We start from the raw sequence: 26,311 nt of genomic DNA, 5'->3' as shown, positions 1-26,311 counted from the left end.
GATTTCTGCCCCTTTTACTTAAAAATTGGTGTGATGTAAGCTTCAATAATGGCAGCGGCGATCAGCAGACAAATAATAAGCAGCACCAATATTCCAATATGCCTGAACATTGAAGCTATTATCTTTTTTTCCTTAGAAAAACACAGCCTGATGACCAATTCAACGCCCTTAAAACCAATGGCGCCACTTAATAATAACGCAGGAACTTCAAATATACCATGAGGAATTAGCAGTAAAAAAATCTGATAAAAAGGAACTCCGCTATGCAGATTTTCTATAATAGAGCCGCTTAAAATAAACCCGTTGGTGAATAAATAAAAGATTGAGGTCAACCCAAAGGTAAAAAACCCCGCGGCTAAAAACAGACAAGCGATTGCATTGTTTTTCAGCAGTTCAACCGCGCCTGACGAGCCGTTGTAAGACGCTGTTGAAACAAAGTGATCGGAAAAAAACGCAGCGATCACACCGCCTGAAAAAAACAGCAATGATGCGGTTAACGGAATGGCGGACGTCCTGATTGCCGGCAACATGCGGTTCATCATGTATAAATACTCTCAGCCAATTTTTCAATCTCTTCTAATGAATGCTCGGATGACTGATACTCCGCCGCAAAAACGCCTTCATGTATAATACCGATCGTATCGCACAGCGAATGAGCCAGCTCCAGCAAGTGAGTCGATAACAGGACCGTATGTCCCTGTTTGACGTATTCCTTTAATAACGTCCGTATCGTTTTACCGCTGATTAAATCAATGCCCGTCAGCGGTTCGTCAAGAATTAATATCTTTGGCTGATGAATGAGCGCGGCCGCAATTGATAATTTTTGTTTCATTCCATGTGAATATGTTTTAATCAGCTGATTTCCGTCTTGAGCAAGCTTCAGCGTCTCTAACATATTCTTTATATACTCATTTGTCCGCTGAGACGGTACTTCAAACATCTCCGCTGTAAAACGCAAGTATTCGACTCCCGTTAAGTAATCATATAAAAAGGCATGGTCGGGCACAAAACCGATATCAGCCGATATTTGCCCCCCCTCTTCTGAATCCAGTTCCTTACCGTCAATCATGACGCTGCCTGAAGTCGGTTTAAGCAGGCCCGAAATGATTTTCAAAGTCGTTGTTTTCCCGACTCCATTAGTCCCCAGCAAAGCATAAATTGAGCCTTTTTTCACCTCAAACGAAATATCTTTCAACACCTGTTTTTCACTATAGTTTTTTTGTATATTCACTAATTTAATCATTGTTCGCAAACCTTTCCGCCATATTGATTCTGCGAAGAAACAGAAACATGACTCCATAGTTTAATAGTGTGAACAGGACAAAAATACCTGATGCAGAATGAATAAGCATCGTTTCAAGTTCCGGCTTTTTATAGATAAAATACGACGTGATCGCAGCGATTTGAAGCGACACAATGAAAATGAAAGATCCGTATAAGTTGTTATACGTCTTTGCTTTCCCCGCTTCTCCAATTTCGTACATATGCTCCCAGTTTTTCTTAGGATACAGGGCGGTGCTTGAAATCTGGACAAGACTGTATAAAAAACCCGAACATAAAAACACAATAAACAAGTAAATCGTCAGCGCAGCGGAAGACGGAAAAAACACCGTAATCAAAATGGTGATGATGAACGAATAGATAAGAGCGGCGAGATTATAAATACATACTTTCGGAAACACCAGCTGCCACGCATGTTTGATATTCCGGTGAAACAAATGCTGATTTTTTATTTCCCCGTCAACTGATAATACTGTTTTGAGCGCATCTCCGACGAGCTGATACGAAAAGTTCGCAATGATAACCGCCGCAGACACGATGGCGGCTGCCGAATACCCGATAAAATGATGCGATAGAAGCGGAATACAAAAACCTAAAAACAGCATGAACAAATACAGCATACTGCCGAAGTTCCTGATAAAAAAACCGTCAATTCTCGATAAAAACAGCAGATCCTTTTGAAAAACGGCATGAAATATTTTGTTATTTCTATATAATTTCAGCTTTGGCGCAAAATCTGCATTTGTCAAAAACATATAAGGAATAAGGTCCATTTTCTTCAGCGTGGCCGACCATAGTTTAAACATCCCCGCCGTTAAAAGGACGGCGGCCGCAAACACCGCAGCGAAAACGAGCACGGAATGTGAGCGGAATGCTAACCATACATACGGCGTATTCATGAGGATGTTCCGGAAAGCCGGTGACTCCGTAAAGCTTGAAATATCCTTTGCGGTATACTCCCCAAACACGAGAAGATAAACGGCATACCCGACTGCAAGCGGAACCAGCAGGCTGACGCTGAATAAAATGCCTTTCATGATTTTCAAGTAAAACAATTTGCTCCACATATTTGTAAGAAGATAAACAACATAAGAAAACAGCATAGATAAAAATAAATTGAGAAGAAAATAAACGAAGCCCAAGAAAAATACGATGACCGCCGCAGACCCGGTCATGCCTGCGCTTGATAAAAATAAAAAGACCGGAAAAACAAAAAGATACCATACGAAAATGGTTTTTTTGATCGCCTGGCCGGCAAAAACAGAAAACAGCTGTAAAAAACGAACCTTTTTTAATTGATGAATGACCTTGCGCGTATCCAGCAGAAAGGCATTGTGGTGTTCTTTAAAGAAGCCGGCAGCCCAAAAAAGCTGCTCAAGTGAAACGGCGATTAAAACAAATTGCCCCCATGCGCTTAGGGGCAGCTGAATCAGTTTTGTCCCGAATACAACACCGCATCCCAGGAAAACGAGATATAAACATAACAGAGAAATAATAATGGCAGACAGCAGTTTGCTGTTGAGTTGAGGAATGCCCCAATCTTCCTTTCTTTTTCGAAACGATGACAGGGTATTATATTTGATAAGAGCCGCAATTTGTTTGACTATCATACTTTCAATCCTTACATATGTATTTGGGAGAGAGGCTCTTTTTGCAGCTTGTACAAAAAGAGCAATTATTTATTGATCGATTTTACCAAGCAGCTGCGTATTTTTTGCCGTATTTCTTAATCATTGTTTTTGCTGTTGCAACGATTGCATAAGAAATCGCGCCTGCGCCTGTAACGATACCGATAAGAGAAATGATAGAAGCAATTGTTGATGCCGCATCAATAATATCAATTGCTTTTTTAGCTGCTGCTGTAGAGATGCCGAGAGTAGAAGCTAATTCAGCATTGGCTGAGAATGCATGAGCCGCCGCCACGTTTAATTCAGTTCCCGTTAATAATAGTGCATAAACCAATGTTGCTGCAGCAAGAGCCGCGCCAAACAAAATGAAAGACTTTTTATTAGATTTTACTAAGTTCATCATAACATCTCCCTACTCTGTTTTTTTAATTTATAATAAAATTCAGCTTAATTGACTCTCTCCCGAGCTAAATTTTATCCGCCATAAAATAGTTTAAGAAAATAGTAAAGAGTTTTAGTAAAACAAAACATCCAGTCAAAATGATTCTCTTGCCTTTACTGAGATCGGTCAGTTTTCCCGCAGCAGCATAAAGAGCCGCGATTGATATGAGCAGAAATGGATCCAGCAGCTGCAGACTCAAGCTGGTGCCGCCGGCAGAATATATAAGCGAGGAATCAGCCGTTAAGTAGTTAACAACTGAAAGAATCAACATTTTAAATGCCGAGATTAAAGAAGTCAGCGTATATAGAAGCAAATATATTTTTTTCGGTTTTTTTGTACCGAGAATAAAAGCGGCAACGAATAAGAGAAATCCGCCTATCAGAATTTCCACAAAAGTTGTGAAGATCATAAACCCTTGCAGAAACATGACAATCGTACGAACACTTTTCTCCCCGATATCGTAGGTATTTTCTCCGACGGAAGAATAATACGACTGCAGAACTTTATCTGAAATACTGAATTGGAAGAGTAATGAACAGATCAAAATGATGAAAAAAGAACTTAAAAATATTTTTTTATTGCTCAATTGACCTATCATATTATCATCCTTTTCTTACAAAATAAATTAACTATTCTATACTTTTACAATTTAGTTTAATCCTATCAAAAAATCAATATCCTTTCGAAAAATATGACTTTAGAACGTGTTGACAAAGAGCACAACTTTCAGAGTTTTTGGTGCTATGTACCCTTTATTTTTTTTCGAATTTGCAAATAGTATGATTTAGACAATTGATTTGAAGTTTTAGGAAGAATCTGTCGAAAGAGACGCAGGATATAAAAAAGGAGGATATCGTCATGTATCCTCCGGATGTATGATCGCCAGCACCTGATGATCTTCCCATTTTCCATTTATTTTTACATTTTTTCTCGCAATGCCTTCTTTATGAAAGCCAGCTTTTTCGAGCACCCGGATTGACGCCTTATTGTTCGGCATAACTCCGGCTTCTATCCGATGCAGTTCCAGCTCATTGAATGCATATTCGACTGCCAGCTTAACAGCCTTCGTCGCATAGCCTTTTCCGTTATGTTCACCATCTAAAAAGCAACTGATGAAAGCGCTTTGGAGGGAACCCCGAACCACTTGAAAAAGGCTGATCGTGCCAATCAGGGTCTGATCCTGAAGAAAAATGCCGAAGCTGTATTCAGTATCATTTTCCGCATTCTTCAGTGATTGTTCAATTCGTTTTTTCCGGCCTTCCAGCGTATAAAAATCCTCTTGTCTCGACATGGCAAACCGTTCAAAAAACATGCGGTTTTCCGTCTGCAAAACCAGTTCCTGCTCTGCATCATTCAAGCTGAGCGGCCTGATATCAACGCTGTTTCCTTCCTGCATATGCATCGCCGTCCTTTTGTTTTGATCAGAAACGTTTTTTTAATTGCCTCTCACCCATATGATACGGTACGCTTTATCGCATCAAGAAAATTCTAAGACTTTACGTTCACCTTTCCTTTCGTGACCTATGTCTGATGTGAGTAACCGAAACGGAAGCACAAGGTTCTTTTGTTGACTTAAACCGTGCTTTAAGCCGTATCATCATATTGTGACAAGGAAAGAATAGTTTTGGCGGGTTTCCCGATGATCTAAAAATCAATTTTACAGAATCACTGCTGTCTTATTTCATGCCTATTTGCGGGATGAATATATTGATTGGATCAAAGCTGAAATGTTGACAAAGAAATGTAAAAACAATCGGAAAAGAGGAGTTAATATGAAACTGACGGGAAATACAATACTGATTACAGGCGGAAATGCCGGAATAGGATTGGCTTTCGCAGAACGGTTTTTAAAAGCGGGAAATAAAGTCATCGTGACCGGACGGCGTGAGCACGCTCTTCAAAAAGCAAAGGAAACATTCCCGGATCTTATTACATATGTCAGTGATTTGAGCATTCCATCTGAACGTATATCACTGTTTGATTGGGTGAAAGAAAATTATCCGGAAGTGAATGTGTTAGTAAACAACGCGGGGATTCAACAACGTTTTCATGTGCTGAAAGCGGATGCGAAGGACAATTGGGACTATTTCAATAAAGAAATCACAACGAACATTGAAGCTCCCTTCCACCTGTCTATGCTGTTCGCTCCGTTTTTTGCCGGAAAAGAAGATGCGGCTTTCATTAACGTCTCTTCGGGATTGGCTTTTACACCGCTTGCCATTGCACCGATCTATTCAGCAACGAAAGCGGCGCTTCATTCATTTACAATGAGTCTGAGACATCAGCTTTCTGATTCATCTGTAGAAGTGATTGAAGTTGCGCCTCCGGCGGTGAATACAGATTTAGGCGGAGCAGGGCTGCATACTCAAGGAGAACCGCTGGATGAATTCGCTGATGGGATTTTTAAAGGACTGAAAGAGGGCAAACAAGAAATCGGATATGGTTCTTCAGAAGAACGGCTGCGCATGTCACGGGATAAAGCCGATGAACATACGGCAAATATGTACCATGCTATGAAACATACAATCGAATAACCTCTTTGAAAAAGGAAAACCCGCTTCTGTTGAGCGGGTTTTCCTTTTATTAAACAGATAAACGCCTTTCTTAACAATGGTGCAAACGCCACCGAAAGAAAGACGTCATATTTTTTCATCCTAAAAATGACGGGTTGACCCTTAGCACTCTTCCGGCGTACCGGCGTTTTTGGCCGTGCGGAAAGATGAACCGCAGCCGCAGGAAGCGATGGCATTCGGGTTGTCAATGGTGAAACCGCCGCCCATCATGGACTGTTTGAAGTCAATGATCGTGCCGGTCATAATATCAAGGCTTTCGCTGTCGACCAAAACGGTGATTCCGTGCTGTTCAAACATGCTGTCTTTTTCGCCTTTTTCGTGCTCAAATCCCATTCCGTAAGACAGGCCGCTGCAGCCGCCGCCTTTTACGCCCACACGGAGAAACGCGTTTTCTTCTTCATGCTCTTTCATCATATCTTTTATATGCAAAGCCGCTGCTTCAGTGATGGTTACTGGAAAACTCATAGGTAGACCTCCTTTTTTAAAAACGGATGCTGATATCTATTATAAACCTTGAGGAGAGTATTTCTCAAACGAGCTGTTTACAAATAAAAGACGCCGCTGCATACGGTTTCGGCGGGTCCCGTCATCAGCACGTGCCCGTTGTCCTGCCAATTAATCACAAGGTCGCCTCCCGCTAAATGAACGGTGATATCCCGGTTTCGTTCAGAAACACCGTTCAATACGGATGCGACAGCCGCCGCACAGGCGCCTGTTCCGCAAGCCTGTGTAATGCCGGAGCCGCGTTCCCATACGCGGAAATGAAGTTCATCGGCGCTGACGGTTTCCACAAATTCGACATTGACGCCTTCCGGGAATTTCGGGTCTTTTTCAATGACGGGACCGAGCGTTGTAAGAGGCGCTTGATTGATATCCGCAACCGGAAAAACAATATGGGGGTTTCCCATTGATACGGCTGTTCCGGAAAGCTCCGTTTCTCCAAAAACAAAGGTTTCATCGATCGTCCGTTCATCTTCATTGCCGAGCATCGGCAGCTCTTTTTTGGTGAGGCGCGGTTCGCCCATATCGACGGCGACTTCACGCACAATCCCGTTGTCCTCTGTAATGTCTGCTTTCACAAGACCTGAAAGCGTCTCAATGAAAAAGGACGTTTCTTCTGTCAGCTTATGTTCGTATGCGTACTTTGCCACACAGCGAAGGCCGTTGCCGCAATTTTTCCCTTCTGAGCCGTCATTATTAAAAATCCGCATTTTGACGGGCGCTTTTTCTGACGGACAGATGAGGATCATTCCGTCAGAGCCGATGCCCGTGTGAATGCTGGACACTTTAACGGCAATCTCAGACAGCCGTTCTTCCGGCAGCTGTTCTTCAAATTGATTTACATATATATAACTGTTTCCAAGACCGTGCATCTTGGTAAAACGGAATGAATTCATATCGGCCTCCAACTTTTTTTCTTTTACTTAGTATAAAAGCTCTTCTGCTCGGACACAATACAAATATCCCCCGTTTTTCATACATAAAAGCTCCCTGCATATGCAGGGAGCTTTTATCGTTTACTAAATAAACATGCCGGCAATCGCCGCGCTGAGAAGGTTTGCGAGTGTTCCCGCAATAACCGCTCTTAATCCGAGGCGCGCAATGTCCGAACGGCGGCTTGGGGCCAAACCGCCCAGTGTGCCGAGCATAATCGCAATCGAAGAGAAGTTGGCAAATCCGCACAGCGCAAAGCTGATAATCGTAGACGTTTTTTTAGAAAAGTCCGCAATATGCGGACCGAAGTTTGAATAAGCGACAAACTCATTCAGCACAAGTTTCTGTCCGATATAGCTTCCCGCTCCGAGCGCTTCATGCCAAGGAACGCCGATTACAAATGCGATCGGTGAAAACACGTAACCGAGAATGGATTCTAATGTAATATGTTTGAAACCGAACCAGCCGCCTATTCCGCCGAGAATTCCGTTCACTACGGCGATGAGCGCGACAAACGCAAGCAGCATGGCGCCGACATTTAGAGCAATCTGAAGGCCCGTGGACGCGCCTTTTGCCGCTGCATCAATCACGTTAGCGGCGCCTTCGCCTTCTTCGTCCATATTAAAATCGCCTTTTATCGTCTGCGTTTTTTCCGTTTCAGGTATTAAAATTTTTCCGAACACGAGACCGGCGGGAGCCGCCATAAAGCTGGCCGCCAGCAAGTATTCGATCGGAATGCCTAACAGGGCGTAACCGAAAAGCGTCGAACCCGCTACAGCCGAAAGGCCGCTCGTCATAATCGTAAACAGCTCGGAACGGGTCAATCCCGCAATCAGCGGTTTAATGGCAAGCGGTGATTCAGACTGTCCGACAAAAATATTCGCAGCCGCCGCAAGCGATTCCGTTCTGCTTGTCCCAAGAAGTTTTGATAGTCCGCCTCCGATGACGCGAAAGATGAGCTGCATGATTTTCAAGTGATACAAAACGGCAATCAGCGCTGAGAAAAAGATAATGACCGGCAGAACGCTCAGCGCAAAAGCCGGGCTGCTGCCCACTTTTAACAGCGGGCCAAAAATAAAGCTGATGCCTTCGTTCGCATAATCAATGAGAAGCTGCACACGGCTTGAGAACCATAAAAATACGGCCCGTCCGGCGTCCCACTTTAATACGATGAATCCGAAGGCCATTTGTAAACATAAACCGACAATGACGGTTCGCAGGTTAATTTTGCTTTTCTTCTCTGATAACAAAAAAGCAATGGCTAATATAGCAACTGCCCCGAGCAGCCCCCAAACGATATTCAATGAATCCACCTCTAAAATTTTATTTAAAAAAAGTCTTTATTAAGATAACAATATTTATTTTTGCTGTCTACAAATTTTTTATTTTGCCAAAACCCGGGGCGCAATAAAAAAGAGACCCCGTTCGGAGCCTCTGATTAAAACATCGGATTTTCTTCTATGAATGTATATATGTTGTCAACCAGTTCAGCAGGCGTGCCTCCCGTGACCACTTCGCCGTTAACCAGGGCGAACAGGGACTCCATGCATTTCCCGCAATAGCTTAAACAGCCGTATTCAAGCACGTCCAAGTTCGGATCCTTCTCTAAGATCTCAAGTGCTTCCTGGGAACCGCGCGCTAAATTGCTGACACAGAATTCAATCATCGGATTCATGCGGTTTCACCTCACATATGTACCTTATCCTAACGGAATTTCCTCTATTCGTCAAAGATCCGGTTTCACGTTCAATGTTATCGTAACATATTAATTCAGGTTAAAGGTTTTACTATTACGTGTTTTCTGGTCAATTTGTAGGTTATTTTAAAACTATTATTGTGGTTTTAGATCAAATTCGATATAATTCTAGATGTTATTTTACATAGTTCGTTATTTTGTAACAACATTGACTACCATATTTTTCGGGCAAAAGGGGAATCATTATGAAAAAATTGGTCTTGATCGGCGGGGGTTACGGAAACATGCGGGTGCTGCACCGCTTACTGCCGAACCAGCTTCCGTCAGATATATCCATCACGCTGATTGACAGAAACCCGTATCACTGCTTAAAAACAGAATATTATGCGCTCGCCGCCGGCACGATTTCTGATCATCATATCAGGGTGTCTTTTCCTGAGCATCCGAATCTGGATGTTCAATACGGTGAGGTGGCTTCCATCGACACGAAAAACAAACAGGTTCTGTTTCATGACCGCGAACCGATTTCTTACGATGACGCGGTGATCGGACTGGGCTGCGAGGATAAGTATCATAACGTGCCCGGCGCGCCGGAACATACTTACAGCATTCAGACCATTGATCAGTCACGCGAAGCCTATCAAAAGCTGAACAACCTCGGCGCCAATGCATCTGTCGCTATCGTCGGAGCGGGATTAAGCGGCGTGGAGCTTGCCAGTGAATTAAGAGAGAGCCGTGACGATCTGAAGATTATGTTATTTGACCGGGGCGACCTGATTTTATCAAGCTTTCCGAAAAGACTCAGCAAGTATGTTCAGAAATGGTTTGAAGAACACGGCGTCACCATTATCAATAATGCGAATATTACAAAAGTGGAAGACGGGATCGTTTATAATCATGATGAAGGAATAGCGGCCGATGCCATCGTGTGGACGGCGGGAATTCAGCCGAATAAAGCCGTCAGAGAACTGGACGCTGAAAAAGATCCGCAAGGCCGCATCGTTTTAACACCGCATCACAACCTTCCGGGCGATGAGCATGTTTACGTCGTCGGTGATTGCGCGAGCCTGCCGCATGCACCGAGCGCCCAGCTGGCTGAAGCGCAAGCGGAACAAATTGTGCATATCCTCCTGAAACGCTGGAACAATGAAGAGCTGCCGGAAACAATGCCGCAATTTAAGCTGAAAGGCGTTCTCGGTTCACTCGGAAAAAAAGCGGGCTTCGGTCTTGTCAACGACCGTCCGCTCATCGGGCGTGTGCCCCGTTTATTAAAATCAGGCCTTTTATGGATGTACAAGCATCATAACGGCTGATAAGAAAAAAGCCGCTGATTGCGATCAGCGGCCATTTTTAAGAGCCCGCAACATAGCCGCGCTTTTCCATTTCTTCATATATATCTTTTAAATGCGGATTCCCTTCCCCCACAATGACATCCTCCACCAGCACGAGCGGATAGAAAAATTCATCGTTTCTGATGCGCTCCGCAAGCTCTTCTGTCTCCTTTTGCTGAGGCGGTGCGTCAATATCAATATACCGCATGTGAAAAGGCTGTTCCGGATATTTCCGTTGCAGCGCCGCCTCCAGCCATTCAAACGTATCTTTGGCGCTCGGCATATTCACGCAGCTTGCGCAAAGCGTTTCAGCGCCGTAAACACTGAGCGTAACCGGCTTAATCATGTATATCATCCCCTTTACACCAGTATACAAAGGACGGGGCAGCTTTTGTATAAAAAACGGTTTTTATGTTCAAGTTTAAATATGCTATAATGGGGAAAGCAGCTTTGCAAACCAAACATTAGATTTTTACCGTTACTGTGAATATAATGGTTTTATGTATATGAAAGGAGCGAATCTCATGACTGAGGTTGAAATGAAAGAGCAAGTACAGGAAGTATTGGATAAATTACGCCCGTTTCTGCTTCGTGACGGCGGTGACTGTGAGCTTGTTGACGTAGACGAAGGCATTGTAAAGCTTCGCCTCCTTGGCGCATGCGGCAGCTGCCCAAGTTCAACGATTACGCTGAAAGCCGGAATCGAACGCGCCCTTCTTGAAGAAGTACCGGGTGTCGTTGAAGTAGAACAAGTATTTTAATCATAAAACCAGGCTGCATGACAGCCTGGTTTTTTATTTTTTACAAATAGTCATCAAACCATGAACAAATATAACGGATGCGTTTCATCCGCTGTTCCGGATGGCCGCTTCTCGACAGCTCATGCGTGGCTTTCGGAAACCGGATGAACGACGTCGTTTTGTTCAGTTTCTTCAACGCGGTAAAGAGCTGCTCCGCCTGCTCTATCGGACAGCGGTCATCTCGCTCACCATGCAGGATCAAAAGCGGCGTCGAAACGCGGGACGCATATTTTACAGGAGAACGATCCCAAAGCTTATCCGCTTCCTCAAACAAATCATGCCCGAGCTGCCAGTCGGTAAAAAAGAAACCGATATCGCTGACACCGTGGAAACTGAACCAATTTGAAATGGAGCGCTGCGTGACGGCTGCTTTAAAACGGCCTGTCTGCCCGACAATCCAATTCGTCATAAACCCTCCGTAGCTTCCGCCCGTCACACCGAGACGGCCGCTGTCAATAAACGGATACGCCTGAACAGCTTCATCCACCGCCTGCATGACATCACGGTAATCTCCGCCTCCGTAATCACCCCTGACACGATTGACAAAATCCTGCCCGTAGCTGTGGCTTCCTCTCGGGTTGACATACACGACAGCATATCCTTGTGCGGCCAGCACTTGGAATTCGTGAAAATACGTATGGCCGTACATCATGTGAGGCCCGCCGTGTATGTATAGAATGAGCGGATAAGTTTGATCCTCTTCAAAAACGGCGGGCTTTAAAAACCAGCCGTTTACCGTCAGCCCGTCCTTTGTTTCATATTGCAGCTTTTCCGGCACGGATATGATGCGCTCCTCAATAAACCGATCATTGTCGGATGTCAATTGCTTCTCTTCCCCATCTTCGAGCGAAATGCTGTAAAGCTCGGAAGGCTGTGCGGGTTTGGCAATGACAGCGATACAGCTTTTCTGATCAGGATGAAAAGCAAAACCGTTCACATACTCTTCTTCTAATCGGATCGGATATACGAGGCCGTCAATCGAGATATAATAAATACCGGTGCTTCCCTGCTCGCTCCCGAGAACGTAAAAACCCTGCCCGTCGTTTGTCCATACCGGCCGAGGCGTCACTCCTCCTATGATTGAATCCGCAATCAGCGCATCGCTCAAATGAACATCCAGCATGTCGGTCAGGCAGGAGAGCCGCTCAGTTTTCACGTCGTACAGCCACGCTTTCTCTAAAGTCGCATTGCGAAATTCATTTTCATGGCCCAGCATCGCGATATAAGAGCCGTCCGGTGAAAACACGCAGGAACCGAAAGAACCGCGGTGCGGCGTAATCTGCTTCAGGCTTCCGTCCGCCAGATTCATCAGATAGACATCGCTCGGCTTTCCGGCGTCACCCGGCTCGCATAAATTGGCGGTAAACGCAAGCTGCCTGCCATCCGGTGAAAAGGCCGCGCCATAATGATCCGCTTCATGATCGGTCAGCTGCTGAATCTCCCCCGTTTCAAGATGAATCAGCACAAGCTGGGCCCAGCTTCCGTTCAGCAGGCCTTTCCCGTCACGTTTATATGTTAATGACTGAATATCAACCGGCTCATACTCGTCATGCTTCTTTTTTTCTTTCTCATCGGCGCGCTCCGCTGATGTCAGACTGACGGACACAAGCACGGATCTGCCGTCGGGCGCCCATATCGGATCTGATACGCCCCAAGGAATATCGGCCGCCTGCTTTGCCTCTCCGCCGGCAGCGTCGATGATGTACAGCTGAGGGACGCCGTTCTCCCTGTCAGAAACAAAGGCGAGGCGCTGTCCGTCAGGTGACCACCGCGGACTTGTATTTCTGTTGTCCCCGAAAATCCATGGGTTTGAGATGCCGGATTCTGTGTCATATACCATAATGGCTGAGGAATAGGAATCACGCTTATGATTGACTGTTGTCCGGACGTAAGCGGCTCTTCTGCCGTCAGGGGCATATTGCGGGTCTGTCACGGATACGAGAGTCGCAATGTCCTCCTCGGTTATGAGTTTTTTCAATCGTATCTCCTCCTTTTCTTTTTTATTTCGCTTCCCTAAATAAAAATCCTTCTCCAGAAAAAGAAAGCGTCCTTCTCTGATGGGAAGAACGCTTTTTTATCATTATACACTTTTCACCTGCTCTAAAGGATTCCGTTCAATTACGCTTCCTTCTGACGGGACGGTAAGCGCCGCAATCTCACAGTGGGGGAAATGCTCAGAAAGCTGCTTTCTCAGCTCTTCTCCCTTTCCTTTTTCAATCAGGACAAGAATCGTCGGTCCCGCTCCGCTCAGCGCCGTCCCGTAGGCGCCTTTCATTTCGGCCGCATGTTCCACCTTTGAAAGCTCAGGAACAAGCATGGCGCGGTATGGCTGATGGAGGATGTCTTTTCTCATCATTTTCCCGGCGAGCGCCCAGTCATTTGACATGATCGCAGCAACGAGAAGGTTGCTGACGGCGCTTGCTTTAACGGCGTGCCGGTACGGCAGCTCTTTCGGGAGCACGTCTCTTGCGTCCCTGGTCAGAACTTCGTAAAACGGAATCACTGCCACAACGTCGATATCCGCTTCGGCAACACGCACGATATGTGTTTCATCTTCTTCGTGAAGGCCGATCACAAGCCCTCCTGCAAGAGAAGCAGCGGCATTATCAGGGTGTCCCTCTTCAAGACTGGCTAAGTGCAGCTTGTCGCTTTCCGACAGCTGCAGGCCGCATAACTCATCCGCAAGCTCAATGGCGGCGACGATAGCGGCCGCGCTGCTTCCGAGACCCCGTGCAAGGGGGATGTCACTCCACACTTTGACATGGGCGGGCGGCAGCTCTTTCTGATAGCGGTCAGCCGTCCGTTTGGCGACTTGGTAGATGAGGTTGTCCGTTCCTTGAGGGATGCCCGCAACAGTTTCGGTTTCCGCCGAGAACTGCCATTCATCGTTTCGGAAAACCGAAAGCTTCAAATATCTGCTGAGCGCCATCCCGACGGAATCAAACCCAGGCCCTAAGTTGGCGGTGCTTCCCGGAACCGTAATGGAAAACAGCATCTCCGCCTCATTCATACACGCGCCGCTCCATTTAAGTATTCCAGAATACTGTCCTCATCTGTCGGCAGCGTAATCGGTTTTATGTCAGATACGTCTACAGCCGTGTTCGGATCTTTCAGGCCGTTTCCGGTCAAAACTGCGACAACCTTGCTGCCTTTTGGAATTTCACCGGATTTCACCTGTTTCAAAACGCCGGCGATGGATGCACAGGAGCCCGGTTCGGCAAACACGCCTTCTTCACGGGCAATCAGCTGATAAGCGTGAAGAATGTCTTCATCTGTGACTTCATCAATTTTTCCGGCTGATTCTTCCGCAGCGAGCACCGCTTTGTCCCAGCTGGCAGGATTCCCGATTCGGATTGCCGTCGCAACGGTCTCTGGATTTTTAATGACTTCGCCGCGGACGATAGCCGCAGAACCTTCCGCCTCAAAACCGCGCATCTTCGGAAGTCCGGTGCCGTTTTTCTCATGGTATTCTTTGAACCCTTTCCAGTAGGCCGTGATATTCCCGGCGTTTCCTACCGGGATCGCCAGAATGTCCGGCGCTTCGCCGAGCTGTTCGCATACTTCAAAGGCCGCTGTTTTTTGCCCTTCAATCCGGTAAGGGTTTACTGAATTCACTAATGCAATCGGTGATTTTTCGCAAATCGACCGGACGATGGCCAGCGCGTCGTCAAAGTTTCCGTCAATCGCGATGATTTCCGCACCGTACATGACGGCCTGCGCAAGTTTTCCGAAGGCGATTTTTCCGTCCGGGATGATGACGATGCATTTCATGCCGGCTCTCGCCGCGTATGCCGCAGCTGCCGCGGATGTGTTGCCTGTAGAGGCGCACATGATGGTATCATTGCCTTCTTCTTTCGCTTTGGCGACCGCCATGACCATGCCGCGGTCTTTAAAGGATCCCGTCGGATTAACGCCCTCTGTTTTCACATGCAGTTCAATTCCGAGCTTTTCGGAAAGTTTCGGCAGGTGAATCAGCGGCGTGTTGCCTTCATGCAATGTCAGGGCCGGCGTCTGATCCGTCACCGGCAGAAATTCTTTATATTGATGGATGAGTCCTTTCCACATTAGCTCCAACCGTTCCCTTCTACGCGATATGTGCTTTTTACTTCTTGTACGACTTCGAGGTCATTTAAGTTTTGCAGAATGTCACTGAAATCTTCTTCCGATGTATGATGCGTGACGATGACAATTTCCGCGAGGTCGTCATGGCCTTTGATCGGCAGCTGCAGAATTTTTTCAAAGCTGACGCCGCGCTCTGAGAAGGCCGATGTGATTTTTGAAAAAGAGCCGACCTGGTCTTTGACGTGAATTCTTAAAAACTGCTGGGCATAGATATCAGACGGCTGCTTCAGATTTCTTTCAAACTGCGGGGCGACAAAGCTGTTTCCGTTTACGCCGAGACGCATGTTTTTCATGACCGCGACCAGATCGGAAACGACCGATGTCGCAGTCGGCATGCTTCCGGCTCCGGGGCCGTAAAACATCGTTTCGCCGACAGCTTCTCCGTACACGTAAACGGCATTAAACTCGTTATGCACCGCAGAGAGCGGATGATGATCCGGCAGCAGTGTCGGCTGAACGCTGACTTCGATTTTATTGTCATCACGCTGGGCGATGCCGATCAGCTTCATCGTATAGCCGAGCCGTTTGCTGAAGCTGATGTCTTCATCCGTAATCCGGGAAATTCCTTTTACTTTGACATCGTCCAGATCGACGTTCATAGAGAAGCCGAGACGGGCTAAAATCGCCATCTTGCGTGCGGCATCGAGCCCTTCTACATCGGCGGTCGGGTCCGCTTCCGCGAATCCGAGATCCTGCGCTTCCTTCAGCACTTCTTCATACGGGCTTTTTTCTTTAATCATTTTCGTTAAGATAAAGTTCGTCGTTCCGTTGACGATTCCCATCATTTTTGTGATCCGGTCAGAGGAAAGGCCTTCTTCGAGCGTGCGTAAAATCGGGATTCCGCCGGCGACACTCGCTTCATAATACAAGTCACAGCCATTTTCCTTTGCGGCGGCTAAAAGCTCTGACCCGTATACGGCGATCAGATCTTTATTTGCGGTCACAACATGTTTTTTCGCTTTCAAGGCATCAAGAAGATATTGCTTCGTCTGTTCGACACCGCCGATGACTTCAATAATCACGTCGACTTCAGGGTCATCGATCACATCATAGACTTCTGTCGTCAGCACTTCTTTCGGCAGGTCTGCGTCTCGTTTTTTATCAATATCTTTAACTAGCACTTTTTTGATCGTCACCGGACAGCCGACCTGGTGCATAAGCTTATCCTGATGATCTTGTATAATTTTGACGACTCCGCTTCCCACGGTTCCCAGTCCTAACAGTCCAATACGAATCGCTTCCAAAGAGAAACTCCACCTTTCTTCCTTTCGTCCACTAGAAAAGGACAATTGTTAACCCTTCACAGACATTTAAGTTACAAATATTATATAAGCACGCATTTGTTTTGACAAGCGGCTGAATATTGTTTCTGCGTCTATGAAAACGCTTAACACACTGATATGACAAGATTCCCTATTTTCTAAATATTTTTACGTCATATTTTCTTACGAACTGATTCCTTTTCCGAGCCACGCCACAGGCGGGACAAAAACCTGCGCCGACCTGACATTCATCATGTTGTGACATGTCTGTAAAAACTGTTCATAGCGGGTGCAGTCGGCAAGAATGTAGTCAAGCTGCTCTTCGTAAAACTGTTTTTCAGAATCATGAGAAATGTAATAGCTCTCCACCGTCTCGAAGAAATGGAGCGGAAACAGCAGGCGGCTGTAAAACAGGCGCTTGGAAAAGGAGGATAACGGCGTAACTTGCTCATATTCCTGCAGAAACAAAAACCCATCTTTGAGCAGGTCGTCACGATAATACAAATATGTGCTGCGCATATATTCCGCAATATCACGGGCGGCATGGTCGAATACCCAATCGCCCGGAATGCGGATCAATGATTCCTCCGACCAGGTATCCCGTTCCATCCGCTGATGGCAGATTGTCCCCGAGTCTTCTGCGCCGGGATTGTCATCCAGCTCCGTATCCACTAAATATTGAATGGCATTTTCCGCTAAGCCTGAATAATAAGGAAATGCTTCGATCATTTTCTTTTCGAACGGTTCAAGCGGAGACATATGAATTTTCTGCATCCAGAATGATTCCAGCTGATCCACCCGTTTTCCCCATAAGTCCTTCCATTGGCCGATCCTGCCCGCTTCTTTCACTTCGTACGGAAAACCCCGCCCTTTTCTGTGAAATTCGGCAAGCTCCCCTCCGACGGAAAACGACCGGTTTGAGACAGGAATCGGCGCTTTTAAGAGCGCATACGTTTTGCCTTCGTCCTCAAAGGTCAGTTCTCCTTCCTTCGTAAAGATAAACACTGAAACGTATGGGTCACTTTGTTCTTGTAAATACTGACTCATGTAGTAAAGCTCCGTCAGCTCTGATTGCGAAAACCCGGAAACGGGAATTATAAGAAAGAAGGAATTAGGTGTCTGGAAGCATTGGTATTTCTGATAAACGGAAAGCTGTCTGACGTGGATGCCGTACTTTTCTTTAATGATGCTCTTCATCATAATCACCTGCCTGAAAAATTAGAGCTATTCACATCGTAGTCATACGCCGGCGGAATTATGAATACATATTGTAATCCTTTGAATCAAGTGGAGAAACATCGTACACATCGGAAGAGTGTTGTATAAACTAGTAAAAAAAGATTGGGTGAAGCAAATGTCAGAAAAGGAACAACTGAATCAGGTGGAAGCTGTCGCCAGGGCGCGTTTAAAAGAACGGGGGGTTGAGACGGACGATATTGCCGAGCTGGTGTATTTCCTTCAAAAAAAATATCATCCTGATTTGACGATGGAAGTATGCAGGCTCAATGTGGACCGTGTCATCGCAAAACGCGAGGTGCAAAACGCCATTTTAACGGGAATAGAATTAGATGTGCTCGCCGAACAAAAAAAGCTGTCTGAACCGCTTCAGACCATTCTGGCGATTGATGAAAGCCTGTATGGGGTTGACGAGGTGCTCGCCTTCTCTATCGTGAATATATACGGCTCAATCGGCTTTACGAATTACGGCTACATTGACAAAGAAAAACCCGGTATTCTCGGGCGGTTAAATGATAAATCTACGGGCGAATGCCATACGTTTCTTGATGATATCGTCGGCGCAATCGCAGCAGCGGCTTCAAGCCGGCTTGCTCACAGCGCAAGAAATACAGAATAAGGACGGCCGTCATGGCCGTCCCTTTTTTTATAGATGTTCAATCCATTCGGTTAAAGAGTCAATCGCATATGTCGGCTTTTGGCCGTAATCTGCCATATGCTCACGCTTTGTCACTCCGGTATGAACCAGCAGCGTATCCATGCCCGCATTGATGCCGGCCATAATATCCGTTGCATAGTTATCACCGACCATGAGTGTTTCGGAAATATCCGTTCCGAGCACACGCATCGCCTGTTCCATAATAATGGATTCAGGCTTGCCGATAAAGACAGGCTCAACGCCCGTTGACACCGTCAAAACGGATGTGAGCGAACCGTTCCCTGGTAAAAGCCCTCTTTCAGTCGGAATGGCGACGTCGCCGTTTGTTGAAATGAACCGGGCGCCGTTTCTGATCGCAAGGCATCCCGTTGCCAACTTTTCATATGTAATGCCGCGGTCGATTCCCACAACGACAAAGTCCGCGTTTTCTTCTCCGAAGCTCAGCCCGTTTTCTTCAATGGCCTGACGGATGCCTTCTTCGCCGATCACATACACCGACGCGTCTTTTTTCTCCTGGGCGATATGCTGCGCAGTCGCCATGCTCGTCGTGAAGACCTGCTCTTCAGATGCCGGAATGTCAAAGCTCATCAGCTTGTCCGCCACCTGCTTCGGCGTCCGGGAAGAATTGTTCGTCACGAATAAATACGGAATGCCGCGCGCTTTAAGCGTTCTCACGAATTCACACGCTTCTTCGATTTTTTCCGTCCCGTTGTACATTGTGCCGTCCAAATCTATCAAATATCCTTTATAATCCTTCATACTCAACACTCCTGTGGATTTTCTCACTCGTTGTTATTTAAATGCGGAAACAGGCCCTAATTCTGTTTCCAGATAGGTTCTTACACGGGCCGGAAAGGCTTTCAGCACATCTCTGTTTGACGTGATCAGCGTAAACAGCTCCTGATGGTCGGCGTGCTGATATTCCTGGACAAGCTGCTTTCTGGAAGAGATCAGCTGCTTCAGCTTATTTCCTTCATCCTCAGCTACCACCTTTTCATCCGTCAGAATATCCATGATGTCGTCATAACTGCCCGGATCGCGCATGATAAAGCCGTCAATCATATCATTTCCGACATCGAGAATGCATTCGATCATAAGATGGCTGATCCGCTCAAGCGCCCTTTTTTCGATCTCGCTCTCCCATGCAGGCGTGCTGTCAAACAGCGCCAGCTGGGTCTCAAAAAAACGGAGTGTTTGTTCGATATTATTTCTGTCAACAAAATACACGTGACAGCATCCCCTTCTGCATCAATTATTTTCTGATTCGTTTTAAAACAAAATACGCGCAGCCGAAATTGCAGTATTCGTAAATGTATTCGTCCAATGTGCTGATTTTCGTTTCAAAGGTTGCTTTTTGATTCTGGTCATCAAAGAAGCCTTTGAGCCGCAGCTGACTGTATCCCCAGTCTCCCACAATGTAATCATATTTATTTAATATGTCCGAATAGCGGGCTTTGAACGCTTCTTCATTAAAGCCGTTTTTAAAATCGTGTACGAGTTCAAACTCGGCATTTTGAATAAGAATCATGTCTTCACCTCTTTTATCACTCTTTACTATCATAATTCATTGACTTCTGTCCATCAATTGCAAAATGAGACGGTTCGGACGGACGGAGAATTTTTCCTCTTTATATCCAGTTTAGCGGTTCAGACGATCCTTATTCAAGAATGACTTTTTCCCTGCAAAAACGGCTCCATCACAAAAAACCCAAAACCTGCGGCGTTTTGGGTTTTTTCGGCTTATCTTATGCTTGGGCCTGGCGTTTTTTAGACGCTTCGTTCACTTGTTCATCCGCATGGTAGGAAGAACGGACAAGCGGGCCTGCTTCACAGTGGCTGAAGCCTTTTTGCATCGCGATTTCTTTCAGTTCGGCAAATTCGTCCGGATGATAATATTTTTGGACTTTTAAATGTTTTTTCGACGGCTGCAGGTATTGGCCGATCGCCATGATGTCGACATTGTTCGCAAGCAGGTCGTCCATCACTTCAATAATTTCTTCCTTCGTTTCGCCGAGACCGATCATAATGCTTGATTTCGTCGGGATGTCAGGCTGCATTTCTTTCGCACGGCGCAAGAATTCCAAAGAACGGTCATATGTTGCGCGGGCCCGGACTCTCGGTGTCAGGCGGCGGACGGTTTCAATGTTGTGGTTCAGAATATCAGGACGGGTATCCATTAATGTTTTCAGGTTGTCGTAATTTCCGCCCATATCGGATGGCAGCACTTCAATTGTCGTGAACGGGCTTTTTCTGCGGATCGCCCGGACCGTTTCCGCAAAGACGCCTGCTCCGCCGTCTTTCTGATCATCACGCGCTACGGCCGTGATGACGGCGTGTTTTAAATTCATCAGCGCGACGGAATCAGCTACGCGTTCCGGTTCCTGCAGATCCAGCTCGGTCGGCAGACCCGTTTTTACAGCGCAGAAGCGGCATGCTCTCGTACAGACGGAACCGAGAATCATGAACGTCGCCGTACGTCTGACAGCCCAGCATTCATGGATGTTCGGGCATTTTGCTTCTTCACATACGGTATGCAGATTATTTTCACGCATTAATTTTTTCAGACCCGTATAGTTTTCATTCGTGTTCAGCTTTATTTTGAGCCATTCCGGCTTTCTCAGATGCTCGTCTTTCTTTGCCATTTCCCCATCATCTCCATTATCCCTTTATTCATGTTCGTGTGCGAAAAATTTCTATTTCACGATGGATATAAAACTTGCGGATTTCTATTCAATAGTCACTTTAACATAGGAAAAATTTCTCGACAAGGGAAGAGAATTACTTACATTTTCTCGGATTGTTGCCGCAAACTATTTGTATTCAATCCTGAAAGGAGATCATGTTGTGAAAGTTCTGTTATCTGCTCTTCTCCTTTTTTCAGTTTTCTGTCCGGCTGCAAGCGGGAAAGAACAATCGGCTCTTGTTTACGGCGAACGGATGCAGTTGTACCGCAAAGCCGAAGCAGTCACGCAGATTCCTTGGTATGTGCTTGCGGCAGTTGATCAATATGAAGAAAATGTCCGCTCGAACCGAAAGGATCTGCCGGAAAAAGCGGGAATCATCAGCATTTATATTCCGGATCATTTGTGGAGCGGCCCTGAAAATCCAAATCCTAAGGACGATGCGCCTCTCAGCATTAAAGTATTTGACGGGATCGGCCTGGACGGCGACGGCGACGGAAAAGCCGAGGTAAGCAATGATGAAGATATCCTTTATACATTTGCTCAGTATTTAGCGGGATTCGGAACCGATCTTGACCATATCCGCATCGGTCTCTGGAATTATTACCGCCGTGATCAGACGGTCGGCATTATCACCGAATTCATGACACTGTTTAAAACGTTCGGCCGCCTTGATCTCGGAGAGCACGCTTTTCCGCTTCCCGTGAAGACGGATTACAGCTACCGCAGCACATGGGGCGCCGCACGGGGTTTCGGCGGGCGCCGGATTCACGAAGGAACGGATCTGTTCGCTCATTACGGGCTCCCCGTCAGATCGACCTGCTACGGTATTGTTGAAATGAAGGGCTGGAACCGTTTCGGCGGCTGGAGAATCGGTATCAGGGATATCAATAACACGTATCACTACTTCGCTCACCTGAACGGCTTTGCAAAAGGTGTGCATAAAGGCCAGATCGTCAAACCCGGAGAGGTGATCGGCTCTGTCGGCAGTTCCGGATACGGACCGCCGGGCACCGCGGGAAAATTTCCGCCGCATCTTCACTACGGGATGTATAAAGATAACGGCAGATCGGAATGGTCTTTTGATCCGTATCCCCATTTAAGGGCATGGGAACGAAAAGAAATCCGCAGGAAAAAGTAAACACACAGCCGCCAGAAAGATTGCGGCTGTGTGTTTTTATTTATCTTTCTTCTGTTTTTCACTCGGCAGCTGGACGGAAGGCGTCACACCTGACCCGCCGCTTCCGTTATAAAACTGCGGCACCTCTCCTTGAATCGCTTTAATGGAGACCGGAATATTATTTGTCACGACTGATGTCTTACTGGCAAACGGAATAATGACCTTCACTTTTATTTCCACAAAAATACTGATATCGATCAGGGCATTGTTAATGCCGTACGGCTTTATTTTTGTTTTCACATCAGTTAACGCATCACCGATCAGGTTAAAGCGCACGGGGATTTTCGGCCCCAGATTTCCGAGAATGCTGTTTCCCGTGACCTGCCCTAAGGGAATATCGATCATAATTTCATCGGCCGTTTTCGCGCCTTTTTCCGTTTCACGCTGCTTATTGTTCGACTCCGCTTCCTTCAGATGAGCCTGAAGCTGCTTTGTCACTTTCGCCTTCATACTGTTGACCATTTGTGTATTAAAATCCATCGTTGTGACTTTTCCGTTTTCATCCGTTTTCATATCGACCATATCTTTCACATTGTCGCTGTGAGACATGTATTCTTCAATGGATTCCGTAATGACCTCTGTCGCCACCCGTTTGGTTTCCATTTCTCCTATGTTCATCAGCACCGGTTTGATTGAGGAGTTGATCATCCAAAGGCTGATGACCGTCGATATGATAAAAAAAGCAAACGACAGAAGAAGCACATATCGAAAAGGCAAAGGCCCTCTCTTGCGAAGAGCGCTCCGGTATCTAGGCAAGAAAAATCCCCCCTTACATATCACAATGTATGCTTGTAAGAGGGGACATAGTATTTTATTTTCACTCTTAAAAAGTCCCGCTTTCACTCATTCGGGTGAAATGGAACGGCGGGCAGCTACATGACATTACGGCTGCCGCGCGAGCTTCCAGGCGAGCAGATCCCTTAAAAACTCCGGCATAAAGTATTGCTTTTCTTTTGAATCGCGGATGTAAGGGAACAGCTTTCCGAGTGTAAACATATCGAGAACGGCAACCGAGTATATCCGCTCCGGATCAATCTCTTCTCCGTTCACTTTCACATTGAGGAGATGCGTCACACCGTCTTCAAGGATGCCGGCCTCTGCCTCCGCTCCGGCATATACCATCCTGCCCATCACTTCCCCGCGGAAGCCGAGGCCTTTTATCCGCAGCTGCTCCATTTGTTCCGAGGCGGCCTGGCTGATTGTTTCCTGAAGTTCTCTGCCTGAAAGACGAACGGCCACCGGATTGATCGGATGAGGGCAGATACGGTGCAGATCAAGCTTTGTGACAGGCCCCTTCTGTAAAGGCCCCAAAATAACGCCTGAATTCACCATGCTGACTTCACAGCCGCACCAGCTTTTCAGCGCTTCGGCTAATAGAAGCGGGAGCGGCGATTCCTCAAACCACTTCACGCCGGCTTCTTCATTCAGGTTGGCGACTTGTTCGGAGAGCAGGTTTTCCGCTTCCCGTTCTTTCTCTTTCAGAAAAGCCGCCGTATCCTCAGATTCCCCTTGCCAATCAGCCATTTTCTGTACAGACGCCTGTTTGCTGACAATGGTTCGTGATTCACTTTCTAATGTCAGCTCGACACAGCCGACATAGTTCCCGTATTTCTCCGCACATGCAAGCAATACACCGTTTATGTCTTGTCCGTCCTCAAGAAGGTGGTGCGTATGTGATTCAAGAATGACATCGATATCGGGAAATTTTTCCGCTGCGGCCCGGTCATCGATCAGGCCTAAATGAGAAAGCAGAATGATGATATCCGCTTTGCCCTTGATATCGTCAAGTGATTCTTGAATGCTTTTTTCCGCATCCGTCACCGTCCAGCCGAGTTTTTGATAGACGGGATAATACGGCACCGTGACGCCGAGTATGCCGGCGGTCATCCCGTTTTTCAGCGTTTTGATCACGTAGGGCTCGGCCCATTCCGGCCGCTGTCCGTCCGCGTCAAACAGGTTAGACACAATGACGGGAAACGCGGCATGGGTATATAAATCCGCCAGCTCATCGTGAGGCAGCGTAATTCCTTCATTATTCCCGACGGCAGCCGCATCGATCTCAAGCCGGTTTAACAAGTCGACATTCGCTTTGCCGAAGGTCGCTTCCGTTATCATTTGGAATCGGTCCATATGATCGCCGATGTCGAATACGAGTGTTTCCTCCCCGTCCTTTTCATGTTCATTTCTCTTCTGCTCAATATAATGTACGATTTTCGGCCAATTTTCGAAATGGCTGTGCAAATCATTCGTATGATATAAACGGAGCTTCTCTAACATACCATCTCTCCTACCTTTTAGCTGAATATCCCTTGATAAATCAATTCACAGCCGATCAAAATCAAGACGACCCGCATGAAAAGCACGATCGTTTTCGTCTGCACCCGCTTATTGACCCACGCGCCCATTTTGCCGCCGAACCACGCGCCCGGAACGAGGCACAGCGCATACAGCCAATTGACATGGCCCTCTGCGATATGTGACACGGAACCCGTCACGGAGGATAAGAAAATAATGAGCATTGACGTCGCCACAGCCACTTTCGGCGGGAACAAAAATAACAGCATCATGGCCGGAACCATAAGAGAGCCGCCGCCAATGCCGAAAAGGCCGCCCAATAAACCGACGAAAAAGGCAATCACGATACCGGTGAAAATACGGTACGAATATGTATAAAGCTCACCCGATTCATCCTCATATGTCCGGATCATGCCTTTATGCGCTTTATTGACCGGTTTTGCTTTCGCCTTCAGCATTAATGTAATGGAAATCAAAATCATAAAAAGTCCGAACCAGACGGAAAACGTATGCGCATTAAAAAGTTTAGACAAATACGCGCCGATGATGCTTCCCGGGCCGGAACCGATAAAAAAGATCAGTCCGCTTTTGTAGTCAACGGTTTTATATTTCATATAGGCCAGAGTTGATGACAGGCCCGTAAAAATAATCACCAAAAGGGACGTGCCGATGGCAGTCTGCGGTGTTACGTCATGGAAAAACGGAGTCATCGTGCTTAAATAGAGCATCGCCGGCACGATGATAATTCCTCCCCCAAGCCCGATCAGGCTGCCGACCGTTCCCGCGATAAATCCTAATATGATCAAAATAAGATAAGACATGTGTCTTGAAACCTCTTTTCTAGCTGAATAGGTCGAGCTGCTTCGGAGCAAGCCCGGTATATGAGATATTTAACATTTCAAGCATCTCAAGCCCGTTATCGGCGGCGTCTCCGCCTGAGTTATTATTGAAGAGCACATACAGATTGCGCGACTGTTTTTTCAGCTCCTGAAGATTGTTTTTCCAATCTTTGAGCTCCTGTTTGTTATAGCGGTATAAATATCTGACCTCACGCCAGTTTTGTCCGCCGTCTGGTTTGATCCAGCCCTGTTTGTTCCGCCCGTGAAAACGGACAAGCGTTTTTTCTTCATCCGTTGCTTTCAGGACGGTCGGAATGCTGCCCTCGCCGATTTGCGGCTCGTCACATATGCTGTGAATCCAGCCTTCCTCCTTCATAAAGGAAAGCGTCTGTTCATAAAATGGCGGGGAAAACCAAGACCGGTTGCGGAATTCAAGCGCGCACGGAATATCGCCCATCTGCTGCCTGCACCATCTTAAATATGCGACGTTTTCTTTCTTGCAGTCAAACCACGGCGGGAATTGGAACAGCACCATGGCAAGCTTTCCATGCTCTATATACGGCGATAATGACAGCTTAAACGCCTCAAACATTTCTTCCTTCGATTCAAAGGGAATATCGCCTCGCTGATGGCCCGTCATTCCTTGATATGCCTTAATGACAAATTGAAAAGATTCCGGCGTCTCTTTGACCCATCTTTCATTATTGCGGGCGGGCTGTATCGCGTAAAAGCTCGCGTCCAGCTCAACGATGGGAAAATGGGAGGAATACGCCTGCAGTTTTTGCGGGCCCGCTGTTTTAGGCGGATAGATGCTGTCATGATCCCCCCACCCCGTCAGTCCGATATAAATCAC

The 26,311-nt window shown here is 46.5% G+C and carries 29 protein-coding genes; 5 read left to right on the top strand and 24 right to left on the bottom strand.

The genetic code is table 11. From position 1 onward, the window contains the following. Positions 1-14: 14 nt before the first annotated feature. The 6 genes from BR62_RS0104180 to BR62_RS0104155 form a co-directional block, all read right to left on the bottom strand. Positions 15-542: a stage II sporulation protein M gene (locus tag BR62_RS0104180; RefSeq protein WP_014418785.1), complete on the bottom strand. Its 528-nt coding sequence runs from the start codon at positions 540-542 to the stop codon at positions 15-17. Beyond that, a complete protein-coding gene (locus BR62_RS0104175; RefSeq protein ID WP_015418131.1) occupies positions 539-1,243 on the bottom strand; it encodes an ABC transporter ATP-binding protein in 705 nt (234 codons plus the stop codon). Before BR62_RS0104175 ends, BR62_RS0104180 begins: the two co-directional genes overlap by 4 nt. Next, a complete protein-coding gene (locus tag BR62_RS0104170) occupies positions 1,236-2,891 on the bottom strand; it encodes a hypothetical protein (RefSeq protein WP_007408714.1) in 1,656 nt (551 codons plus the stop codon). Before BR62_RS0104170 ends, BR62_RS0104175 begins: the two co-directional genes overlap by 8 nt. An 82-nt stretch (positions 2,892-2,973) precedes the next feature. After that, positions 2,974-3,309, bottom strand: a complete 336-nt coding sequence (locus BR62_RS0104165; RefSeq protein WP_003151973.1) for an uberolysin/carnocyclin family circular bacteriocin — start codon at positions 3,307-3,309, stop codon at positions 2,974-2,976. Positions 3,310-3,376: 67 nt separating this feature from the next. Further along, a complete protein-coding gene (locus BR62_RS0104160; RefSeq protein WP_007408715.1) occupies positions 3,377-3,949 on the bottom strand; it encodes a hypothetical protein in 573 nt (190 codons plus the stop codon). Positions 3,950-4,207: 258 nt separating this feature from the next. Further along, positions 4,208-4,747: a GNAT family N-acetyltransferase gene (locus tag BR62_RS0104155; RefSeq protein ID WP_032869783.1), complete on the bottom strand. Its 540-nt coding sequence runs from the start codon at positions 4,745-4,747 to the stop codon at positions 4,208-4,210. A gap of 376 nt (positions 4,748-5,123) precedes the next feature. Here BR62_RS0104155 and BR62_RS0104150 point away from each other — a divergent pair, with 376 nt between their 5' ends. Next, positions 5,124-5,885 carry an SDR family oxidoreductase gene (locus BR62_RS0104150; RefSeq protein ID WP_007408717.1) on the top strand — a complete coding sequence of 254 codons (762 nt, stop codon included), beginning with the start codon at positions 5,124-5,126 and terminating at the stop codon, positions 5,883-5,885. Positions 5,886-6,026: 141 nt separating this feature from the next. On the opposite strand, the gene BR62_RS0104145 is transcribed toward BR62_RS0104150, so the two are convergent. From BR62_RS0104145 to BR62_RS0104130, 4 genes are all read right to left on the bottom strand, one after another. Then, a complete protein-coding gene (locus BR62_RS0104145) occupies positions 6,027-6,389 on the bottom strand; it encodes a HesB/IscA family protein (RefSeq protein ID WP_032869782.1) in 363 nt (120 codons plus the stop codon). 77 nt (positions 6,390-6,466) lie between these two features. Further along, a complete protein-coding gene (gene dapF, locus BR62_RS0104140; RefSeq protein ID WP_032869779.1) occupies positions 6,467-7,321 on the bottom strand; it encodes a diaminopimelate epimerase in 855 nt (284 codons plus the stop codon). Positions 7,322-7,444: 123 nt separating this feature from the next. Beyond that, a complete protein-coding gene (locus BR62_RS0104135) occupies positions 7,445-8,662 on the bottom strand; it encodes a NupC/NupG family nucleoside CNT transporter (protein WP_012118346.1) in 1,218 nt (405 codons plus the stop codon). Between the two features lie 134 nt (positions 8,663-8,796). Further along, a complete protein-coding gene (locus BR62_RS0104130; RefSeq protein ID WP_007408721.1) occupies positions 8,797-9,033 on the bottom strand; it encodes a YuzB family protein in 237 nt (78 codons plus the stop codon). A gap of 266 nt (positions 9,034-9,299) precedes the next feature. On the opposite strand from BR62_RS0104130, the gene BR62_RS0104125 reads away from it, so the two are divergent. Beyond that, the gene (locus BR62_RS0104125; protein ID WP_032869777.1) at positions 9,300-10,367 is read left to right on the top strand and encodes an NAD(P)/FAD-dependent oxidoreductase; all 1,068 of its coding nucleotides are present in this window, start codon (positions 9,300-9,302) and stop codon (positions 10,365-10,367) included. A 37-nt stretch (positions 10,368-10,404) separates the two neighbouring features. On the opposite strand, the gene BR62_RS0104120 is transcribed toward BR62_RS0104125, so the two are convergent. Then, positions 10,405-10,731 (bottom strand): YuzD family protein, encoded by a 327-nt coding sequence (locus BR62_RS0104120; RefSeq protein WP_015418136.1) that lies wholly within the window; start codon positions 10,729-10,731, stop codon positions 10,405-10,407. 79 nt (positions 10,732-10,810) lie between these two features. Between BR62_RS0104120 and BR62_RS0104115 the strand changes: the two genes are divergently transcribed. Continuing rightward, complete coding sequence (locus BR62_RS0104115; RefSeq protein WP_169510385.1) at positions 10,811-11,146, top strand: NifU family protein; 336 nt, start codon at positions 10,811-10,813, stop codon at positions 11,144-11,146. A 40-nt stretch (positions 11,147-11,186) separates the two neighbouring features. On the opposite strand, the gene BR62_RS0104110 is transcribed toward BR62_RS0104115, so the two are convergent. From BR62_RS0104110 to yutH, 5 genes are all read right to left on the bottom strand, one after another. Continuing rightward, a complete protein-coding gene (locus tag BR62_RS0104110) occupies positions 11,187-13,163 on the bottom strand; it encodes a S9 family peptidase (protein ID WP_032869774.1) in 1,977 nt (658 codons plus the stop codon). Positions 13,164-13,265: 102 nt separating this feature from the next. Further along, positions 13,266-14,195 (bottom strand): homoserine kinase, encoded by a 930-nt coding sequence (thrB, locus tag BR62_RS0104105; protein ID WP_007408725.1) that lies wholly within the window; start codon positions 14,193-14,195, stop codon positions 13,266-13,268. Next, on the bottom strand, positions 14,192-15,250 hold the full coding sequence (thrC, locus tag BR62_RS0104100) for a threonine synthase (RefSeq protein ID WP_007408726.1): 1,059 nt from the start codon (positions 15,248-15,250) through the stop codon (positions 14,192-14,194). Before thrC ends, thrB begins: the two co-directional genes overlap by 4 nt. After that, the gene (locus BR62_RS0104095; RefSeq protein ID WP_003151938.1) at positions 15,250-16,551 is read right to left on the bottom strand and encodes a homoserine dehydrogenase; all 1,302 of its coding nucleotides are present in this window, start codon (positions 16,549-16,551) and stop codon (positions 15,250-15,252) included. The genes thrC and BR62_RS0104095 overlap by 1 nt, the downstream gene beginning before the upstream one ends. A gap of 201 nt (positions 16,552-16,752) precedes the next feature. Then, the gene (gene yutH, locus BR62_RS0104090) at positions 16,753-17,769 is read right to left on the bottom strand and encodes a spore coat-associated protein CotNH (RefSeq protein WP_156097764.1); all 1,017 of its coding nucleotides are present in this window, start codon (positions 17,767-17,769) and stop codon (positions 16,753-16,755) included. 154 nt (positions 17,770-17,923) lie between these two features. Here yutH and BR62_RS0104085 point away from each other — a divergent pair, with 154 nt between their 5' ends. Beyond that, positions 17,924-18,424: a phosphatidylglycerophosphatase A family protein gene (locus BR62_RS0104085; protein ID WP_003151934.1), complete on the top strand. Its 501-nt coding sequence runs from the start codon at positions 17,924-17,926 to the stop codon at positions 18,422-18,424. 27 nt (positions 18,425-18,451) lie between these two features. On the opposite strand, the gene BR62_RS0104080 is transcribed toward BR62_RS0104085, so the two are convergent. The 4 genes from BR62_RS0104080 to lipA all read right to left on the bottom strand — a co-directional run bounded on the left by BR62_RS0104080 (position 18,452) and on the right by lipA (position 21,105). Next, entirely contained in the window at positions 18,452-19,222 is a 771-nt protein-coding gene (locus BR62_RS0104080; RefSeq protein WP_007408728.1) for a TIGR01457 family HAD-type hydrolase, read from the bottom strand. Positions 19,223-19,255: 33 nt separating this feature from the next. Next, the gene (locus BR62_RS0104075) at positions 19,256-19,690 is read right to left on the bottom strand and encodes a DUF86 domain-containing protein (protein ID WP_020956293.1); all 435 of its coding nucleotides are present in this window, start codon (positions 19,688-19,690) and stop codon (positions 19,256-19,258) included. A gap of 25 nt (positions 19,691-19,715) precedes the next feature. Further along, entirely contained in the window at positions 19,716-19,991 is a 276-nt protein-coding gene (locus BR62_RS0104070; protein ID WP_003151928.1) for a YutD family protein, read from the bottom strand. A 217-nt stretch (positions 19,992-20,208) separates the two neighbouring features. Next, entirely contained in the window at positions 20,209-21,105 is an 897-nt protein-coding gene (lipA, locus tag BR62_RS0104065; protein WP_003151923.1) for a lipoyl synthase, read from the bottom strand. Between the two features lie 202 nt (positions 21,106-21,307). Here lipA and lytH point away from each other — a divergent pair, with 202 nt between their 5' ends. Further along, complete coding sequence (gene lytH / locus BR62_RS0104060) at positions 21,308-22,285, top strand: L-Ala--D-Glu endopeptidase (protein ID WP_007408731.1); 978 nt, start codon at positions 21,308-21,310, stop codon at positions 22,283-22,285. A gap of 36 nt (positions 22,286-22,321) precedes the next feature. On the opposite strand, the gene yunB is transcribed toward lytH, so the two are convergent. From yunB to BR62_RS0104040, 4 genes are all read right to left on the bottom strand, one after another. Further along, on the bottom strand, positions 22,322-23,080 hold the full coding sequence (gene yunB / locus BR62_RS0104055; protein ID WP_032869768.1) for a sporulation protein YunB: 759 nt from the start codon (positions 23,078-23,080) through the stop codon (positions 22,322-22,324). A gap of 126 nt (positions 23,081-23,206) precedes the next feature. Beyond that, on the bottom strand, positions 23,207-24,601 hold the full coding sequence (locus tag BR62_RS0104050) for a bifunctional metallophosphatase/5'-nucleotidase (RefSeq protein ID WP_032869766.1): 1,395 nt from the start codon (positions 24,599-24,601) through the stop codon (positions 23,207-23,209). Positions 24,602-24,618: 17 nt separating this feature from the next. Further along, the gene (locus tag BR62_RS0104045; RefSeq protein WP_007613562.1) at positions 24,619-25,440 is read right to left on the bottom strand and encodes a sulfite exporter TauE/SafE family protein; all 822 of its coding nucleotides are present in this window, start codon (positions 25,438-25,440) and stop codon (positions 24,619-24,621) included. Positions 25,441-25,459: 19 nt separating this feature from the next. Then, positions 25,460-26,311, bottom strand: coding sequence for a DUF72 domain-containing protein (locus tag BR62_RS0104040; RefSeq protein WP_014305754.1), 852 nt, complete (start codon positions 26,309-26,311; stop codon positions 25,460-25,462).

The organism is Bacillus sp. UNC69MF (assembly GCF_000746035.1).
In the GTDB taxonomy this organism is placed as follows: domain Bacteria; phylum Bacillota; class Bacilli; order Bacillales; family Bacillaceae; genus Bacillus; species Bacillus velezensis.
This window is presented reverse-complemented; position numbering and strand designations above follow the sequence as displayed.

What these genes read in the sequence shown, in the direction of transcription:
- BR62_RS0104080 (WP_007408728.1), bottom strand. Translation starts at nt 19,222, where the DNA reads ATGAAGGATTATAAAGGATATTTGATAGATTTGGACGGCACAATGTAC.
- thrC (WP_007408726.1), bottom strand. Translation starts at nt 15,250, where the DNA reads ATGTGGAAAGGACTCATCCATCAATATAAAGAATTTCTGCCGGTGACG.
- BR62_RS0104155 (WP_032869783.1), bottom strand. Translation starts at nt 4,747, where the DNA reads ATGCAGGAAGGAAACAGCGTTGATATCAGGCCGCTCAGCTTGAATGAT.
- BR62_RS0104125 (WP_032869777.1), top strand. Translation starts at nt 9,300, where the DNA reads ATGAAAAAATTGGTCTTGATCGGCGGGGGTTACGGAAACATGCGGGTG.
- BR62_RS0104050 (WP_032869766.1), bottom strand. Translation starts at nt 24,601, where the DNA reads ATGTTAGAGAAGCTCCGTTTATATCATACGAATGATTTGCACAGCCAT.
- lipA (WP_003151923.1), bottom strand. Translation starts at nt 21,105, where the DNA reads ATGGCAAAGAAAGACGAGCATCTGAGAAAGCCGGAATGGCTCAAAATA.
- BR62_RS0104180 (WP_014418785.1), bottom strand. Translation starts at nt 542, where the DNA reads ATGATGAACCGCATGTTGCCGGCAATCAGGACGTCCGCCATTCCGTTA.
- BR62_RS0104175 (WP_015418131.1), bottom strand. Translation starts at nt 1,243, where the DNA reads ATGATTAAATTAGTGAATATACAAAAAAACTATAGTGAAAAACAGGTG.
- BR62_RS0104070 (WP_003151928.1), bottom strand. Translation starts at nt 19,991, where the DNA reads ATGATTCTTATTCAAAATGCCGAGTTTGAACTCGTACACGATTTTAAA.
- yutH (WP_156097764.1), bottom strand. Translation starts at nt 17,769, where the DNA reads ATGATGAAGAGCATCATTAAAGAAAAGTACGGCATCCACGTCAGACAG.
- BR62_RS0104145 (WP_032869782.1), bottom strand. Translation starts at nt 6,389, where the DNA reads ATGAGTTTTCCAGTAACCATCACTGAAGCAGCGGCTTTGCATATAAAA.
- BR62_RS0104120 (WP_015418136.1), bottom strand. Translation starts at nt 10,731, where the DNA reads ATGATTAAGCCGGTTACGCTCAGTGTTTACGGCGCTGAAACGCTTTGC.
- BR62_RS0104045 (WP_007613562.1), bottom strand. Translation starts at nt 25,440, where the DNA reads ATGTCTTATCTTATTTTGATCATATTAGGATTTATCGCGGGAACGGTC.
- BR62_RS0104130 (WP_007408721.1), bottom strand. Translation starts at nt 9,033, where the DNA reads ATGAATCCGATGATTGAATTCTGTGTCAGCAATTTAGCGCGCGGTTCC.
- thrB (WP_007408725.1), bottom strand. Translation starts at nt 14,195, where the DNA reads ATGAATGAGGCGGAGATGCTGTTTTCCATTACGGTTCCGGGAAGCACC.
- dapF (WP_032869779.1), bottom strand. Translation starts at nt 7,321, where the DNA reads ATGAATTCATTCCGTTTTACCAAGATGCACGGTCTTGGAAACAGTTAT.
- BR62_RS0104170 (WP_007408714.1), bottom strand. Translation starts at nt 2,891, where the DNA reads ATGATAGTCAAACAAATTGCGGCTCTTATCAAATATAATACCCTGTCA.
- BR62_RS0104160 (WP_007408715.1), bottom strand. Translation starts at nt 3,949, where the DNA reads ATGATAGGTCAATTGAGCAATAAAAAAATATTTTTAAGTTCTTTTTTC.
- BR62_RS0104085 (WP_003151934.1), top strand. Translation starts at nt 17,924, where the DNA reads ATGTCAGAAAAGGAACAACTGAATCAGGTGGAAGCTGTCGCCAGGGCG.
- BR62_RS0104165 (WP_003151973.1), bottom strand. Translation starts at nt 3,309, where the DNA reads ATGAACTTAGTAAAATCTAATAAAAAGTCTTTCATTTTGTTTGGCGCG.
- BR62_RS0104150 (WP_007408717.1), top strand. Translation starts at nt 5,124, where the DNA reads ATGAAACTGACGGGAAATACAATACTGATTACAGGCGGAAATGCCGGA.